We start from the raw sequence: 17,522 nt of genomic DNA, 5'->3' as shown, positions 1-17,522 counted from the left end.
AGAGTTAATAAATACTAGAAATCGAAATTAGCCTGCCTACTTGCTCATTGGTTGAGCATTTATTTGCGTGTGTAGCCTGCAGGTTTACTGGCCACTATCTAAAAAGAGCTTAAAAAAGAATAAAATAAGCCATAGCAAAACGGCTTTTTATAACGATTAAATATTTGAAACTTTAGAGCTTTATCTCTAATCTGTAGAAAAGGTGAGCAGGACTTATTCATCTTTATTTCGTATTTTCCTATTGACTAAAATGAATACAGGTTTAATATTCACAAAGTTTCAATAATTACTGAAACTTCATAATCAATATTTGTCGTGTCTACCGCACCCGCTAACAAGGAGCTAAACAATGATAGATGAAACATTTGTGGATCTATCGCGATTGCAATTTGCAATCACTGCCCTATTTCACTTCCTATTTGTTCCCCTTACCTTAGGTATGACGTGGATTTTAGTGATCATGGAATCCGTTTACGTGATGACAGGTCGCGAAATTTATCGTGATATGACTAAGTTCTGGGGTAAGTTGTTTGGTATTAACTTTGCGATTGGTGTGGCGACAGGTCTAACCATGGAGTTTGAGTTTGGTACCAACTGGTCTTATTACTCTCACTATGTGGGCGATATATTTGGCGCACCGCTAGCGATTGAAGGCTTAATGGCTTTCTTCTTAGAATCAACCTTTGTCGGTATGTTCTTTTTAGGCTGGGAGCGTTTGAGTAAACGTCAGCATCTAGGTGCTACCTTCTTAATGGCATTAGGGACTAACTTATCTGCGCTATGGATTTTAGTAGCAAATGGTTGGATGCAAAACCCAGTCGGTGCTGAATTTAACTACCAAACCATGCGCATGGAAATGACTAGCTTTGCTGAATTAGTATTTAACCCTGTTGCACAAGTTAAGTTTATTCATACCGTATCAGCAGGTTATGTTGCAGCATCTATGTTTGTACTTGGTATTAGTAGCTGGTACATCTTAAAAGGTCGCGACCTTGCTTTTGCTAAGCGTTCGTTCTCGGTTGCTTCAGGGTTTGGTTTAGCGTCTATTCTTTGTGTTATTTTACTTGGTGATGAATCTGGATACGAAGTTGGCGAAGTGCAAAAAGTCAAACTCGCAACTATTGAAGCTGAGTGGCATACCGAAGAAGCCCCTGCCGCATTTACTTTAGTTGGTATTCCTGACTCAGAAGAACAAGTCACCCATGCCGCTGTAAAAATCCCTTATGCACTTGGCATCATTGCTACTCGCTCTATTGACGAGCAAGTAACGGGTATTAAAGATCTTGAAAAGCAGCACGAAGAACGTATTCGCAATGGCATGATTGCATACGAATACTTAGAAAAGCTTCGTGGCGGTGAAGACACACCAGAAAACATTGCAAAGTTCGATACCTTAAAAGACGACCTTGGCTATGGTTTGCTACTTAAGCGCTACACCCCTAACGTGGTAGATGCAACAGAAGAGCACATTCAAAAAGCAGTGAAAGACTCAATCCCTCAAGTCGGCCCTATGTTCTGGTCATTTAGAATCATGGTTGGCTGTGGTGTGATCATGCTTGGTGTATTCGTCCTCGCATTTTATTACAACGCACACCGCATTATTGAACAAAAGCGCTGGTTATTATGGGCTGCGGTATGGAGTATTCCTCTGCCTTGGATTGCCATTGAGTTTGGTTGGATTGTTGCGGAGTACGGCCGCCAACCGTGGGCAATTTCGGAAATTTTACCGACCTTCTTGGCAACCTCGTCACTCACGGTGAATGACTTATTGATTAGTATTACTGGTTTCTTAGTTTTCTATACAGGTCTTGCTGCGGTTGAAGGCTGGCTGATGCTGCGCTTTATTAAACAAGGCCCAAGCTCACTTCATACCGGTAAATATCACCATGAACTTGCTAAAGCGGATTCACTTGCAAGCCAAGGAGCTCAGTCATGATTTTTGATTACGAAACACTAAAACTAATCTGGTGGCTGTTAATTGGTGTCTTACTGATTGGCTTTGCAGTGACCGATGGTATGGACATGGGTGTGGCAATTTTGCTTCGCCTAGTTGGTAAAACCGATGTTGAACGCCGTACAGTTATTAACACCATTGGCGCTCACTGGGATGGTAACCAAGTTTGGTTCATCACCGCTGGGGGTGCACTGTTTGCAGCTTGGCCTATGGTATACGCGGCCGCTTTCTCTGGCTTTTACTTTGCTATGATGCTGGTGTTATTTGCGTTATTTTTCAGACCGCTTGGTTTTGATTATCGCTCAAAAATAGATTCACCGCGCTGGCGTAATAACTGGGATTGGGGTCTATTTGCTGGCAGCTTTATTCCGGCTTTAGTATTTGGTGTGGCATTTGGTAACTTATTACTGGGCGTGCCTTATCATATCGACGACCTACTGCGTGTAAGTTATCAAGGTTCATTCTTTGCTTTATTAAACCCGTTTGCCATTGTTGTTGGCTTAGTGAGTGTACTAATGCTGGTTGGTCATGCAGGCATGTGGTTACAACTTCGTACTGATGCAGAGGTTGCTAAACGCTCAGCACAATATGGTCAATATGCACTGATGGCGTTTATTGTGCTGTTTGCTTTAGCAGGTGTGTGGGTATCGCAAATTGACGGATATAAAATCGTTAGCATGGGCGATACTCAAGGTTTTGCAAACCCGCTTGCTAAAACAGTAACTCAGGCACCGGGTGCATGGCTTGATAACTATACAAAAATGCCATTAACCATGCTGTTCCCTGCCCTTGCATTCGTGATGGCGGCACTGGCAATTGTATTATCTAAATTACAAAAACCAGCAATGGCATTGGCTGCGTCAAGCTTAATGCTTGCAGGCGTGATTTTAACAGCGGGTATGTCAATGTTCCCGTTTGTGATGCCTTCGAGCAACAACCCAAATATTAGTTTAACTATGTGGGATGCGGTTTCGAGCCATATGACACTTAACGTGATGTTTATCGCTGCGGTTATTTTTGTACCACTTATTCTTATCTACACAACATGGTGTTATGTGAAGATGTGGCGCAAAGTAACGATTAGTGAAATTGAAAACAACACTCACGGTAGCTATTAAGGAGATTTAAATATGTGGTATTTTGCCTGGATTTTAGGTGTTCTATTAGCCTGTACACTTGGGGTGATCAACGTAATGTGGTACGAATTTCACCAACATAAAGATTCGATTGCTGATGATGAGCTAGAGCTGTACGCGAGACTCAAAAACACCGATGACAACTAAACCCCGACCAAATCGCGCGCAGCAGCAAACGCTGCGCGCTTTTTTAAAGCAGTATAGCCAGTCCGCTTCAGGGCTTCTTAAATTAAGCATTAGTCTGGGCACACTCAACGCCCTATTAATGATTGCCTCTTGTTATCTTCTTGCAAACGCGGCTCATCGAGTCATGTTTGAACAAGCAAACTTGCAAGCCGTAAGCCCATTATTATGGCCGCTGGCAGGGCTAATTTTAGTTCGTGCTTTGTTGGTTACGCTAAGTGAACGCGTAAGTAACCTCGCCGCATTAAAAATAAAAAACGTGATGCGTAATACACTGCTAGAAAAGCTCAGCAAACTTGGGCCAGCCTACAGTGAACAAAAAGGTCACGGCGCAACACTTAACACCTTACATAATGGGGTGGAAGCACTGCATCAATATTACGCAAACTACATTCCGAGTGTGGCTTATAGCGCGCTTATTCCATTAGCGATATTGGTGGTGATTTTTCCAACCGATTACAAAGCAGGCCTCATCTTCCTTTTAACAGCCCCGCTTATCCCCTTTTTTATGATTTTAGTGGGCCATAAAGCGGAGCAATTAAACCAAGAACGTTGGCAACAACTCGCGGTACTTGGTAATTACTTTTTTGACCGAGTACAAGGACTGACTCAACTCAAGCTCTTTAATGCAACCAAGCGTGAGCTAAATAGCATCAGTCAGATTTCTGATGATTACCGTGGTGCTACTATGGGGGTATTGAAAGTTGCCTTTTTATCGTCTTTCGCCCTTGAGTTTTTAGCCACCATTAGTGTCGCCCTTGTTGCTGTGATCATTGGCTTTAGATTGTTTTTTGGAACGCTCGATTTTGCCACTGGATTTGTGGTGTTACTACTGGCCCCTGAGTTTTACTTACCACTTCGACAAATGGGTACTCACTATCATGCAAAACTTGAAGGGATCAGCGCCGCTGCTGATATGGTCGACATAATCAATCAAAGCGATGCTGATGAACATGTCGGGTCATCTAAACTTGAGTTACCGCTAAAAGACATACAGCTGAATGCACTTACCTTTCACTACCCAGAAACAAACGAGGGGGTGACTGATATCAACCTAACCCTGCCAAGCACAGGCTTAATTGCCTTTGTAGGTGAAAGTGGTTCGGGTAAAAGTACCTTGTTTGATTGCCTATTAGGTTTTCATCATCAGGCCAATAGTGCCATTAGCATTAACGGGCAACCACTGAGTGATACGGTATTAGCTGATTGGCAAGCACAGCTGGCGTGGATCCCACAGCAAGCCACGTTATTTTATCGGACCGTTGCAGAGAACCTGCGTTTAGCTAAACCTGATGCAAGCCAAGCAGAACTCGATGAAGCAGCGAGTAAAGCAGGTGCACTTGAATTTATTACAGCCTTACCTGATGGCTTTAACACCTTGCTCGGTGAACAAGGCGAAGGCCTCTCTGGTGGGCAAAAGCAGCGCATAGCCCTTGCCCGTGCATTTTTGAAGAATGCCCCAGTGCTGATGTTAGATGAGCCTACCGCTCACTTAGACAGCCAAACAGAGCATTTAATCAATCAAGCTATCCGAGAGTATGCAAAAGACCATTTAGTGCTGGTTATTGCTCACCGACTGAATACGGTTAAACACGCCGATAAGATTTACGTTATGCAACAAGGTCACATTGTTGAATCTGGTCAGTACCAGCAACTGACTGAGCAAGCGGGCCTTTTTGCTAAACTGGTAAGCCATGGTGACGCCCATGCATAACTTTATACGTCTATTAAAACTGTGCAAACCTCATACTGGCATGTTGCTTTTAGGGGCTTTTTTAGCAAGCTTAACGGTTCTCGCTAATGTGGGCTTGCTCGCTATATCTGGGTGGTTTTTAGCAGCTATGGCAGCGGCGGGCATTGCGGGTGTGCAGATGAATTACTTTACCCCTGCTGGAGTGATCCGCTTTTTAGCTATCGTGCGCACAGCGTCTCGTTACGGTGAGCGGATGATAACTCATAATGCTACCTTTTTATTGCTGAGCGAAATTCGCGTAAACATGTTCAAGACTCTGAGCCAACTAAACAATGTTGACTTAGCAATGAGTCGTAGTAGCGATTTATTTAACCGGCTACAGAATGATGTCGATGCGCTGGATAAATTCTACCTCAATGTGCTGCTGCCGATTATTGTCGCCTTGATCAGCATTCCTATCGTAATGGCCTTCATGGCCATGTATAACGCTGAGGTTGCATTAGTTTGCTTTACTTCACTGATGATTATTGGCGTGCTGCTTCCCGCATTGTTAAGCCATAAGCTTCATCAACAAGCGGATACCGAAACCCAACTTTCAGCCGAGTTAAGAGCTGAACTTGCCGATACACTATCAGGTGCCAGAGAGCTTGCTGTATATCAAGCACAGGCGGCGCAATTAGCGCATTGTGACTCACTCAGTAAACAATACAACAACCAGCTCTATAATCGCCACAAAGCCGTGGCAAACAGTAATGGTTTAAGCACTTTGGTGATCCAACTCACCATGCTGGCCAGTGTATTTATGATAATTCCACTGGTTACAATGGGGACTATGAAAAACGTTGAACTGGCGATGCTCGCGTTATTTGTATTAGCAAGCTTTGAAACCGTGCTCACCCTGCCTACGGCATTTATTGAATTGCCGCTTACTTTAAGTGCCGCAAAGCAACTGTTTGATCTTGAAGATAAACACAGCAGCTTAGCCGAAAAGCCAAACAACTTAGATGATCAGCTAGCAAACCAATTAGCTGACAAATCAGGGCTTGGTCTTGAGCTAAGCGAGGTCAATTACCAATACTTGGGGGCAAAAAGTAAAGCCCTTAGCAATATCAATTTTGCGATTACACCCGGCAGTAAAGTTGCTCTAGTCGGTGCCAGTGGCAGTGGCAAAACCACTCTAGTTAACTTACTCACGGGCCTTTGGCCGCTGCAATCAGGCTCATTAAAGCTCACCACCAAGCAAGATAACTTTGAACTTGAAAGCTTGAGCACTGCAACACGCTTTAAGCAGCTAACGATAGTTGCCCAGCAGCATCATATTTTTGATGGCACGCTACGTGAAAATCTTCGCTATGCAGCTTTTGATGCGACAGATGAAATGCTTATTGAGGCCTGTGAACAAGCTGAACTTGGCTCTTGGCTTAAGAACTTAAAAGCAGGCCTTAATACCCGCTTAGGAACAGCAGGCAGAAAGCTTTCTCATGGTCAGTCACGTCGTATTGCCATTGCCCAAGCTCTATTAAGGCAAGGTAATTTAATCATTCTTGATGAACCAACAGAGAGCCTAGATAATCACACTAAGCAAAACTTGCTGACTACACTTGAGAAAATATGGGCAGATAAAACCATGCTGACCATTACTCACGACCCAGCAATGCTAAGTCGTGTTGATAAGGTTATTTGGTTAGAGCAAGGACATGTAAGAGCCCTTGCAAGTCATGCTGAATTAATGGCTAATGAGGCCGACTACGTAGAACTTATTACCCGTTTTTAATCGAGCTGCTCAACGGTGACGTCAATCACACCTTGCTTGACTGAGGCAATTTGTGAAAACGCCTTTTTTGATAAGTCGATAATACGACCGCGGATAAATGGGCCGCGGTCATTAATGGTAACAATCACGCTTTTATTGTTAGCAATATTAGTAACTTTTACTCTGCTGCCAAAACCAAGCGTTTGATGAGCCGCGCTCAATGCCTGTTGATTAAACACCTCACCACTTGCTGTCGTTCGGCCATGATATTTATCAGCGTAATAACTGGCTTTGCCTTTTTCTATTGCTCCTTTAGATACCGAAGGCGCACTACTACAACCACTTATAATTAAGCTTAACAATGCAAAAATGATGAGTTTATTCATATTACTAGATCCTTTTTTGCCATGAAGATAGCAAGCACTGACTTAGCAAAACCTGAACTATATCAAGTTACCTAATTAAGCGAATGAGTATAAAAACAAAAAAGCCACCTTACGGTGGCTTTTATAGAAGTTCGCTTATGATTAGCGAATAATTCCGCGCTCTGAGCTTTTCACGAAGTCTATCATCAGCTGAACAGCTGGGTACTTCGCAGCATCTTCACTTAGCTCAGCGATTGCTTCTTCAACACCTAAGCTCTTACGATAAAGCGTTTTATATGCACGGCGTGTTGCCATGATTTCATCGCTTTCAAAGCCACGGCGTTTCATGCCTTCAGTATTGATTGCTACAGGGCCTGCCGGCGTACCAATAGTAGTTACAAATGGCGGTACATCTTTATTAACGCCTGAGTACATACCTACAAAGGCATGTGAACCAATTTTACAGAACTGGTGAACACCTGAATTACCTGCAAGGATCACCCAGTCACCTACGTGTACGTGGCCAGCTACAGAGGCATTGTTAGCAAAAATAACGTTATCGCCCACAACTGCATCATGTGCAACGTGTGTGTAAGCCATAAATAAGTTGTTGCTACCAATTTTTGTTACACCTTGGTCTTGAATCGTACCACGGTGAATTGTCGCACACTCACGGATCACGTTGTTGTCACCAATGATCAAAGTCGTTGGCTCATTCGCATACTTTTTGTCTTGGCAAGCTTCACCAACCGAAGCAAATTGGAAAATATGGTTACCAGAACCAATCGTCGATGGGCCTTTTACAACCACATGAGATTCGATGATACAGTTATCACCAATAGTTACATCGTTACCGATATAGCTGTAAGGGCCAACTGATACGTTATTTCCAAGTTTTGCACCTGGTTCGATTATCGCCGTAGGATGGATCACTATTAAAACTCTCTTCTCGCACACATGATTTCGGCAGTACACACTACTTTGCCGTCAACTTTTGCTTCTGCTGCAAATTTCCATATATTGCGGCGCTCTTTTACAAACTCTACATGCAAATGCATAGTATCGCCAGGTAATACCGGCTGTTTGAATCGCGCATTGTCGATCGCTGCGAATAAATATAGTTCGTTATCGCTACGATTTTCAACTGTCTTAAAACCAAGTAAGCCAGTTGCTTGAGCCATTGCTTCTAAAATCAACACACCTGGAAAGATAGGTTGATTAGGAAAATGACCCGTAAAAATAGGTTCGTTCACTGTTACATTTTTAATCGCATGTAACGACTCGCCTGGCGTGTAATCAAGTACACGGTCAACAAGTAGCATCGGGTAACGATGCGGAAGTAAACTCAAGATATCCTGGATATCAAGACTATTTAATTCATTTGCCAAAATAGCATCCTTATTTGTCTTCAATATTGAGTGACTTAGTCAGTGACTCAAGTGCTTTAATGCGGTCTTTCATATCGCCAAGGTTACGGATATGGGCAATACTACGTCGCCATTCTTTGTTGGTTAGATGTGGCAAGCCTGAAGAATAAATTCCAGGTTCTGTGATTGCCTTAGTCACCATACTCATGCCGGTGATTATAGCACCATCGCATACGCTAATGTGACCATTAATTGCAACCATACCGCCAATCTGACAATTCCTACCGATCACTGTGCTGCCAGCAAATACCGTACAACCAGCAACCGCTGTACCCGAACCGATCTCAACATTATGCGCTATTTGACATTGATTATCGATAATTACATTACTATGGATGATAGTATCGTCTAGCGCACCACGGTCAATTGTAGTAGACGCGCCTACCTCAACCTTATCACCGATGATTACTCGGCCAAGTTGCGGTATTTTCACCCATTCGCCACGCTCGTTAGCGTAACCAAAACCATCACTGCCCACTACCGTATTAGCTTGGAATAAACAGTCGCTGCCAATCTCTACTTCATGGTAAACGCTTACATTTGCCCAAAGCTTAGTGCCTTGGCCAATTTTTGCGTGCTCACCAATAAAACAGCCTGGGCCAATCTGCACATCGTTTGCAATTACAGCGCCCGCTTCGATCACCACATTGGCGGCGATCGCGACATTATCGCCAATAGAGGCTGAATCGTGAATGACTGCACTTGGGTGAATACCCGTCACTGCTGAGCGCGGTGTGGTATCCATTAGCTGAGCAAGTTTGGCGTAACAAACATAAGGATTAGCAACAATGAGCTTATTACCCGAAAAGTACTCAGCATCTGCTGGTGATAAAATCACCGCACTTGCTTGAGTATCTTCTAATTGCGAGCGATATTTCTTGTTCGCTAAAAATGCAATATGCCCATGTTGGGCATTTGCAAGTGTAGATATTTTTTTAATCTCTGTGGCGCCGTCACCTTGAAGCTCGGCGCCCAGAAGATCCGCTATCTGCGAAAGCGTGTAGTTTTGCATATATGATTTCTATTGCTTACTTACTTTTTCAACAACTTTGCTTGATAAGTCATCGACAGTTTTAGGGTTAACATAAATCGTTGTTTCTTTAACTTTAACTTCATCGAATTTGCCAGCTTTCGCTACTTCTTCGATTGCATCTAAGATTAGCTTTTGAACTTTAGCTAGTTCTTGGTTTTGACGCATTTTGATTTCTTGCTCTAAAGGACGACCTTTTTCAGCAAGTTGCTGCTGCATACCTTGAATCTTAGTACGTAATTCTTCTTTTTGCTTATCGCTCATCGTTGTTGCTTCACGCTTGAACTTTTCAGCTTCAAAACGGATATCACCTTGAAGTTTTTCTAGTTCTTGACGACGCTCTGAGAATTCAGCTTCTAAAGTTTGCTCTACTTTAGCCATTTGTGGGATTTGCTTGTAGATTTCTTGCATATCAACGATACCTACTTTGTGCGCGAATGCGTTAGTAGATAGACCCATAGATAAAGTAGCAAGTAGTGCAAAAGCTGTTGATTTAATTGATTTATTCACGAAAAAACTCCTTTAGAATGTATTACTAATGTTAAAGCTGATGGTCTTCGTATCGTCATCTTCTTCTTTTTGCAATGGATACGCAAAACTGATCAGCATTGGACCCATCGGAGAGATCCATTGTAGAGAAAGACCGGTTGAAACCCTAAAGCGCATCGGATCTGAGTAATCATCCAATTTTGCACGTTCATCTGTTGAAAGGTTTTGATAACGGTCAATATTAAACTCTGTATCCCATACGTTTGCAGCATCTACGAAGAAGCTAGTACGTACAGAGCTGGTGTTTTCTTCATCTAAGAAAGGTGTTGGAACAATAAGCTCCATCCCTGCTACCGCTTTGGCATTACCACCAATTCGGCCTGCTGTTTGTAATTGGTCAAATTCTGATGCACCACCAATGCTACCTGTTGTTGTACCATCAGGTAATGGTGTACCAGGAATGCTTTGCGGAAAACGTGATACGGCACGTGGTAAGATCGTATTACGGTCAAAGCCACGTAGTTCCATTTCAGTAATTCTGAAGAACTCTTGGAACGGCAGTGTTTGGTCATAACCATTGGTTGTACCGTAACCATTACCGTAACCAAGTGCCGCACGCGTTGAGAACACCCAGCGGTGGTCATTACTGATTGGCCAGTAGAAACGCGAGTCATAATTTAGCTTAAAGTACTGTAAATCAGAGTTTGGCGTTGTCGCAGTTAAGTTAAGAGATTGGCGCGAACCTGCTGTTGGGAATAAACCACGGTTAACAGTAACACGTGACCAACCTGCGCTTAACTCGTACTTAGTAAAGTCAAAGCCTGCGTCTGGATTTTCAGGGTCTAAGAATGTTTCACGAATAACACGTGTTTGCTCATATTCTGCAATATCAGACAGCTCTTCTTGCACCCAACGAACACCAAAGTTAATACGGTTTACTGCATCGATTGGGAAACCAATGTTTGTACCAATACCATAACTCTTCGATTTATAGTCGATTAGGCTGAATTTACTTGCATCATAGTTACTGTAGAAGATGCTACTACCTTGCGATACACCATCTGGCGTAAAGTAAGGGTCAGTATAAGACACACTAATACGTTCAGAACCACGTGAGGTATTAATGTTGAAACCAATTTGGTTACCGGTACCTAAGAAGTTTGATTCACTCACACCAATGTTAAATTGCAGACCCAAGTAAGAACCATAAGCAAGACCTGCGTTAAAGCTACCTGCAGATTGTTCTTTCACAGTGAAATCTACATCAACTTGGTCATCTACACCTGGTACTGGCACAACATTAAAATCAACGCTTTCCATGTAAGGTAAACGCTGGATTTGCAGTTTAGAGCGCTCAAGGCTTTGGTTTGATAACCACGCACCTTCAAGCTGTGTCATTTCACGACGAACCACTTCATCAGAAGTATTTTGGTTACCGCCCACAATAATACGACGAACATAAACACGTTTGCCCGGATTAACAGAAAGCGTTAATTGAACTTCTTTGTTTTCGTCATCAATCTCAGGGATGGTACGTACTTCAGCATTGGCATAACCAAAACGTGCTAAGTAGCTTTTGATAAACTCTTCTGATGATGTCACCACAGAGCCGTTATAAAGCTCGCCAGTTTTTAGCGGGATAACGCTCTTAATAAGCTCTTCACGGCCTAACAAGTCACCAATAAAGTCAAAGCCTTTCACTTTGTATTTAACACCTTCGGTGATATTTGCTGTTACATAAACAGAATCACGCTCAGGACTAACTGATACTTGTGTCGAATCGATATTAAAACGTAGGTAACCACGGTCTAAGTAGTAACTACGAATTTTCTCTAAATCGCCTTCGATAGTTTGCTTTTGGTAGCGGTCACTCGACATGAACTGCCACCAAGGCAAATCTTGTTGAGACTCGGCTAATTTAAGTAGCTCTTCATCTGAGAAAAGCTCGTTACCAACCAAGTTGATTTGACGAATTGACGCTGCGTCACCTTCATCAAATTTGAATAAAAGTTTTACACGGTTACGCGGTAACTTAGTAATGCTTACATCCACTTTTGCATTGTATTTACCAATACTGTGGAAGAATTCAACTAAGCCTTTTTCAATGTTATCAAGAACCGTTTTATCAAGCGGCTCACCAGTACGGATATCTTGCTGGTCTAGCGACTCATTAAGTTGCTCATCTTTGATGTCTTTATTGCCATCAAATTCGATCATGCTGATCGTTGGGCGCTCAGTCACTCGGAAGATAACACTGTTGCCATCACGTAATGCTTTAATATTGTCAAAGTGACCTGAACGATAGAGAGCCTTTATGGTTCTAGAAATTGTGTACTCATCAATATTATCGCCCACGTTGATCGGAATATGCGTTAACGCTGCACCCAGTGCAACACGCTGTAAGCCTTCAACTTTTAAATCATCTACAATAAAGGAGTTTTGGCCTAGGGCTGCAAAGCTAGCACCTAATAAACTTGAAACTGCCAAATGTTTTTTTATAGCCATTTTGTTATCTTTATCCTTTACAACTGTATTACCGCTCAACACCTTATAAATTTAACTTTTGCGGTGTTTTACAATCGTGTTCAAATTGGAATTTTTCGCTTACTTGTTATAAACGCGATACATCATTGAACAAAGCGAAACATGTTAAAAACAGAAGCAGCAAGGCCCCCACTTTAAAACCAAATTCTTGCGTCTTTTCAGAGACCGGCTTTTTGCGAAAAAGTTCAATTATGTAATACATTAAGTGCCCACCATCTAGCACTGGCAGCGGTAATAAGTTAAATACGCCAAGGTTTACACTAATTAATGCTAAAAAGCTTAAAAATGCAACCAAGCCATAGCTTACGCTAGTTCCCGCGCCAACTGCAATGCCCACCGGGCCACTTAAATTTTTAACCGACACCTGACCGGTAATTAAATTACCAATCATGTCAAAACTAAGGGTAATTAAACGCCATGTTTCTTGTATGCCCAGCACAATACTATCGACAGGGCCATAATGTCTAGTTTCAATATAGTTTTCTGGCCATGGCTCAACCACCGGAGACACACCTAAAAAGCCCTGAGCAACGCCGGCATCATTGGTTCTGCTTTGTGGCGTCACTGACAGCTCTTTTATACTATCTTGCCTTTGTACACTAAATTGTAAGGATTTGTTAGGTGATTGCTGAATTAGTGAAACTAACTGGGTCCAACTGCTGATATTTTCACCATTTACAGCAAGAATTTTGTCGTTAACCTGTAAGCCTGCAGCTTCTGCCGCCGAGCCTTTGCTGATCATCGCCACTTCTAAAAGTGCTTTAGGACGAAATGGCACAATGCCTATAGAGGTTAATGGTGGTACGTCTTGTTGATCTAATTTCCAACCATCTAAGTTAAGAGTACGCACATGCTTTTGATAATTCTGATCGCGAAGCGTTACCACAACACTTTGCTCACCTAAGCGGCTCATTAGCGAGAATGTGGCATCTTGCCAAGTATTGATATCGTCCTCACCAATTTTAATAATTTGCTGGTTTGGCTCAATATTAGCAGCTGCGGCACGGCTGCCTTGAGTCACCTCACCCACCACAGGTTTTAATGACTGAACACCCACCATATACATTACAGCAAGGGCAAAAATGGCAAATAAAAAGTTTGCCATCGGGCCTGCAGCCACAATCGCAATGCGTGCTTTTACTGATTTAGCATTAAATGATAAATGGCGCTGCTCTGGCGGCACTTCGTCAACACGCTCATCAAGCATTTTGACATAACCACCTAGTGGGATTGCTGCAATTACATATTCGGTTTGGTGTTTGTCGTACCACTTGATCAACGGCTTACCAAAGCCAATTGAAAAACGTAGCACTTTCACGCCGGCTTTTCGCGCAACCCAGAAATGACCATATTCATGCACAGTCACTAAAATACCCAGAGCAAGAATAAATGAGCCAAGATTCCAGAAAAAATCAAACATGCTAGTTGATGCCTCTTTTTACAAACTCAGTCGCTTTTACACGTGCAGCTTGGTCGCAAGCTAAAATCTCGTCGAGAGTTTGCACGTTGATGTTTTGTGTTGCATTGAGCGTTTCAGCGTTAATTCGATAAATATCTGTAAAGCCGATTTGACCATTTAGAAATGCTGCAACCGCTATTTCATTCGCCGCATTTACTGTGGTGGTTGCACCTTGCCCCATTTCACACGCATCAATGGCAAGTTTTAAATTAGGGTAACGAGCATAATCTGGTTTAGTGAAAGTAAAATCTGCCATTTGTGAAAAATCGAGCGGTTTGACACCCGCATCGACACGCTCAGGAAAAGCTAAAGCATGAGCAATTGGTGTGCGCATATCTGGATTACCCATTTGCGCAAGCACTGAGCCATCTTGATATTGCACCATAGAGTGAATAATACTTTGTGGGTGGATCACCACTTCAATATCACTGGCACAGCAGTTAAACAGCCACTTGGCTTCTATAAACTCTAGGCCTTTATTCATCATAGTCGCTGAATCAACAGAAATCTTTTGTCCCATTGACCAGTTTGGATGTGCCACTGCCTCAGCAACAGTCACTGATGGTAATGTCGCTAAATCACGCTTTAAGAAAGGACCGCCAGAACCTGTAAGCAAGATTTTGCTTACACCATTATCAGCAAGTAGGCCTGATGCATTCTGTAATGATGCTGGCATACATTGGAAAATCGCATTATGTTCGCTGTCGATAGGCAGTAAAGTGGCGCCATGTTGTTTGACTTTATCAATAAACAACTGACCCGACATAACTAGCGACTCTTTATTCGCTAGCAACACTTTTTTGCCAGCTTCAACTGCACTTAAAGTCGGTAACAGACCTGCTGCACCTACTATCGCCGACATCACTACATCAACATCTGTATGTGCAGCAAGCTCACACATCGCATCAACACCTGCTAGCACCTGTGTGCTGCATGAGCTTTTAGCGAGTAAAGTCGAAAGCGCGCTAGCGGCTTGTTGATCAGCCATAACTGCAAACTTAGGCTGATGTGCGATACACAACTCAGCCATTTGCTCGGCATTTTTACCCGCCGCTAATGCAAAAACCGCAAAGCGCTCCGGGTTTCTAGAAACAACATCTAAGGTGCTTAAACCGATTGAACCAGTTGCGCCCAGTACAACAAGTTGCTCTACTTTGCTCATAAACTCAGTGTCCATGCGTAGCAAAGTACAAAAATTGGCGCAGCTGCAGTTAAGCTATCGATACGGTCTAAAATACCGCCATGACCTGGTAAACATGAACCGCTGTCTTTCAAGCCAACTTCACGTTTAAACATACTTTCGAGTAAATCGCCTACCGCTGAGAACAACGCGATAAATGCAGTCATCACGGCATAGATTGGCCAAACACTCATATCAACATTAGTGAAATGGCAAAATGCTAAAACAAAAACAACCGAAGCCACTACACCACCTAATAAACCTTCAATCGTTTTATTAGGACTTACCTTTGGCATTAGTTTACGTTTACCTAAGTTTTTACCAGTAAAGTAAGCACCAATATCTGCGCTCCAAACGATACCAAGTACAACCAAGATAAGCATTGAGCCAAAGTGAGTAGATTCGCCATACCCTGCGCTACGTAGTGTATTTAGTGCAAGCCAAAGTGGCACTAACGTTAAAAAGCCAGCAATGGCACGCATTACAATGCCTTCATTCCAAGCCTTTGCCATAGCTGGGTAGCGCCAAACTAAGTAAGTTGCCACAATCCACCATGCAAATGATAAGGTAAATAGGTAGTTTGCATCACCCACTAATTGACCATTTTGCCAAAGTGATTCAATGGGCCAATGCCAGTTCAGTAATGCCAAAAATGCAGCCGTTGCGGCTACAAATCCAAAGCGTTTAACTTTATCGCATAGGCCCATAAATGCAGACCATTCCCACGCACCGAGCAAAACAATACCAGCGGCGATATAACTAAATAGTGTTAATGGGGTATAAAAAACCAAAATAAGTGCAAGTGGTGCCAACACGAGCGAGGTTAAAATTCGTTGTTTTAGCAATGTGTGTACCTTCAACTAGTAATTAGGTCTCGGCGAGTAATTGTTTTATTTGTTCGCCTGTACAACCAAATCGTCGCTCTCTGGCAACGTAACATGCGATAGCGTCAGCAAATGCAGCTTCATTGAAGTCTGGCCAAAGCGTATCGGTAAAGTAAAGCTCAGCATAAGCCGCTTGCCATAAAAGGAAGTTACTGATGCGTAAATCTCCACCGGTGCGGATCATTAAATCAAGCTCACCTTGGTCGGCCATACTCATTTGTTCAGCCATTAGCTCTTCAGTAATATCTTCTGCGGCCATTTCACCGGCTGCGACCTTTTTCGCAAGCGTTGTTGCAGCGTTAGTAATATCCCAACGTCCACCATAATTAGCTGCCACGTTTAACTGTAGACCCGTATTATTACGAGTTAATTCATGGGCTGCATCAACTTTATTGCGCAAACCTTCTGAAAAGCGTGATAAATCACCAATTATGTTTAGCTTTACATTATTTTTATGAAGTTTTTTAACTTCTTTGCCCAGTACGAATAAAAATAGCTCCATGAGCGTATTTACTTCGTCTTCTGGACGTCGCCAATTTTCGCTACTAAATGCGAATAGTGTTAACGACTGTATACCTAAGCGAGTACAAAATTGCACTGATTGACGAACCGCATCAACGCCCTTTTTGTGCCCATAAACACGTGGGCGATTTTTCGCTTGTGCCCAACGTCCGTTGCCATCCATGATTATAGCGACATGCTTAGGCAAACTTTGCTGGGAAATTTTATCAGCGTTAAGAACCATAAATATCGAGTATTCCATAAAAAAACGCCGTCTAGTATACCCTAGACGGCGTTTCAAAACTAATAAATTTAGTTACGCCTGTTTACTTACAGAATCAGTGTCTGAAAGATAAACAGCAGCGATTAGATTTCCATTAACTCAGCTTCTTTTGCAGCTAGTTGTGCGTCCATCTCTTTGATGAACTTATCAGTAAGCTTTTGGATCTCGTCTTCTGCTTGACGTGCTTCATCTTCAGAAATGTCTTTTTCTTTCAATAAGCTCTTAATGTCACCATTTGCGTCACGACGGATGTTACGTACAGCAACACGACCGCTTTCAACTTCGCCACGTACGATTTTGATAAGGTCTTTACGACGCTCTTCTGTAAGTGGAGGAAGTGGAACACGAATAACAGTACCTGCAGACATTGGGTTTAAACCTAAATCTGAAGCCATGATCGCTTTTTCTACTGCTTGCGCTAGTGACTTATCGAACACGCTAATTGCAAGTGTACGAGAGTCTTCAATTGTTACGTTAGCAACTTGGTTTAATGGCGTGTCAGCACCGTAGTAAGACACTTGAATACCGTCAAGTAATGCTGGGTGCGCACGGCCTGTGCGAATTTTAGATAATTGACTGCCTAGTGCCGCAACACTTTTTTGCATACGTTCTGACGCATCTTTTTTGATATCGTTAATCAC

Annotated in this window: 16 protein-coding genes; 5 read left to right on the top strand and 11 right to left on the bottom strand. The window is 42.7% G+C overall.

What is annotated here, in order from left to right; all coding sequences use genetic code 11:
* The first annotated feature begins 349 nt into the window (after nucleotides 1–349).
* The 5 genes from PASHI_RS20805 to cydC are packed head-to-tail and all read left to right on the top strand — an operon-like array spanning nucleotide 350 to nucleotide 6,740.
* Nucleotides 350–1,936 (top strand): cytochrome ubiquinol oxidase subunit I, encoded by a 1,587-nt coding sequence (locus PASHI_RS20805; protein ID WP_058586269.1) that lies wholly within the window; start codon nucleotides 350–352, stop codon nucleotides 1,934–1,936.
* A complete protein-coding gene (gene cydB / locus PASHI_RS20800) occupies nucleotides 1,933–3,072 on the top strand; it encodes a cytochrome d ubiquinol oxidase subunit II (protein ID WP_055021939.1) in 1,140 nt (379 codons plus the stop codon). Before PASHI_RS20805 ends, cydB begins: the two co-directional genes overlap by 4 nt.
* A gap of 12 nt (nucleotides 3,073–3,084) precedes the next feature.
* The gene (gene cydX, locus PASHI_RS20795) at nucleotides 3,085–3,237 is read left to right on the top strand and encodes a cytochrome bd-I oxidase subunit CydX (protein WP_054553108.1); all 153 of its coding nucleotides are present in this window, start codon (nucleotides 3,085–3,087) and stop codon (nucleotides 3,235–3,237) included.
* Nucleotides 3,227–4,987, top strand: coding sequence for a thiol reductant ABC exporter subunit CydD (gene cydD / locus PASHI_RS20790; RefSeq protein ID WP_062566890.1), 1,761 nt, complete (start codon nucleotides 3,227–3,229; stop codon nucleotides 4,985–4,987). The genes cydX and cydD overlap by 11 nt, the downstream gene beginning before the upstream one ends.
* Nucleotides 4,980–6,740 carry a thiol reductant ABC exporter subunit CydC gene (gene cydC, locus PASHI_RS20785; RefSeq protein WP_062566889.1) on the top strand — a complete coding sequence of 587 codons (1,761 nt, stop codon included), beginning with the start codon at nucleotides 4,980–4,982 and terminating at the stop codon, nucleotides 6,738–6,740. The genes cydD and cydC overlap by 8 nt, the downstream gene beginning before the upstream one ends.
* On the opposite strand, the gene PASHI_RS20780 is transcribed toward cydC, so the two are convergent.
* The 11 genes from PASHI_RS20780 to frr all read right to left on the bottom strand — a co-directional run bounded on the left by PASHI_RS20780 (nucleotide 6,737) and on the right by frr (nucleotide 17,522).
* Nucleotides 6,737–7,105, bottom strand: coding sequence for a septal ring lytic transglycosylase RlpA family protein (locus PASHI_RS20780; protein WP_062566888.1), 369 nt, complete (start codon nucleotides 7,103–7,105; stop codon nucleotides 6,737–6,739). The genes cydC and PASHI_RS20780 overlap by 4 nt on opposite strands.
* A gap of 141 nt (nucleotides 7,106–7,246) precedes the next feature.
* On the bottom strand, nucleotides 7,247–8,017 hold the full coding sequence (lpxA, locus tag PASHI_RS20775) for an acyl-ACP--UDP-N-acetylglucosamine O-acyltransferase (protein ID WP_054553112.1): 771 nt from the start codon (nucleotides 8,015–8,017) through the stop codon (nucleotides 7,247–7,249).
* Nucleotides 8,018–8,019: 2 nt separating this feature from the next.
* Nucleotides 8,020–8,472, bottom strand: a complete 453-nt coding sequence (gene fabZ, locus PASHI_RS20770; protein WP_054562040.1) for a 3-hydroxyacyl-ACP dehydratase FabZ — start codon at nucleotides 8,470–8,472, stop codon at nucleotides 8,020–8,022.
* 10 nt (nucleotides 8,473–8,482) lie between these two features.
* Nucleotides 8,483–9,523, bottom strand: coding sequence for a UDP-3-O-(3-hydroxymyristoyl)glucosamine N-acyltransferase (gene lpxD / locus PASHI_RS20765; RefSeq protein ID WP_062566887.1), 1,041 nt, complete (start codon nucleotides 9,521–9,523; stop codon nucleotides 8,483–8,485).
* 9 nt (nucleotides 9,524–9,532) lie between these two features.
* Nucleotides 9,533–10,051 carry an OmpH/Skp family outer membrane protein gene (locus tag PASHI_RS20760; RefSeq protein WP_054553115.1) on the bottom strand — a complete coding sequence of 173 codons (519 nt, stop codon included), beginning with the start codon at nucleotides 10,049–10,051 and terminating at the stop codon, nucleotides 9,533–9,535.
* Between the two features lie 12 nt (nucleotides 10,052–10,063).
* Nucleotides 10,064–12,535, bottom strand: coding sequence for an outer membrane protein assembly factor BamA (gene bamA / locus PASHI_RS20755; RefSeq protein ID WP_062566886.1), 2,472 nt, complete (start codon nucleotides 12,533–12,535; stop codon nucleotides 10,064–10,066).
* Nucleotides 12,536–12,641: 106 nt separating this feature from the next.
* Nucleotides 12,642–13,994: a sigma E protease regulator RseP gene (gene rseP, locus PASHI_RS20750; RefSeq protein WP_062566885.1), complete on the bottom strand. Its 1,353-nt coding sequence runs from the start codon at nucleotides 13,992–13,994 to the stop codon at nucleotides 12,642–12,644.
* A 1-nt stretch (nucleotide 13,995) separates the two neighbouring features.
* Nucleotides 13,996–15,195: a 1-deoxy-D-xylulose-5-phosphate reductoisomerase gene (gene ispC / locus PASHI_RS20745; RefSeq protein ID WP_062566884.1), complete on the bottom strand. Its 1,200-nt coding sequence runs from the start codon at nucleotides 15,193–15,195 to the stop codon at nucleotides 13,996–13,998.
* Nucleotides 15,192–16,058 carry a phosphatidate cytidylyltransferase gene (locus tag PASHI_RS20740; protein ID WP_054553119.1) on the bottom strand — a complete coding sequence of 289 codons (867 nt, stop codon included), beginning with the start codon at nucleotides 16,056–16,058 and terminating at the stop codon, nucleotides 15,192–15,194. Before PASHI_RS20740 ends, ispC begins: the two co-directional genes overlap by 4 nt.
* Before the next feature lie 22 nt (nucleotides 16,059–16,080).
* Nucleotides 16,081–16,860, bottom strand: coding sequence for an isoprenyl transferase (locus tag PASHI_RS20735; RefSeq protein ID WP_054553120.1), 780 nt, complete (start codon nucleotides 16,858–16,860; stop codon nucleotides 16,081–16,083).
* A 104-nt stretch (nucleotides 16,861–16,964) separates the two neighbouring features.
* On the bottom strand, nucleotides 16,965–17,522 hold the full coding sequence (gene frr / locus PASHI_RS20730) for a ribosome recycling factor (RefSeq protein ID WP_054553121.1): 558 nt from the start codon (nucleotides 17,520–17,522) through the stop codon (nucleotides 16,965–16,967).

The sequence above is a fragment of the Pseudoalteromonas shioyasakiensis genome (assembly GCF_001550135.1).
In the GTDB taxonomy this organism is placed as follows: Bacteria; Pseudomonadota; Gammaproteobacteria; order Enterobacterales; family Alteromonadaceae; genus Pseudoalteromonas; species Pseudoalteromonas shioyasakiensis.
Note: the sequence above shows the minus strand (reverse complement) of the source record. Positions and strands in the feature narration are given on the sequence as shown.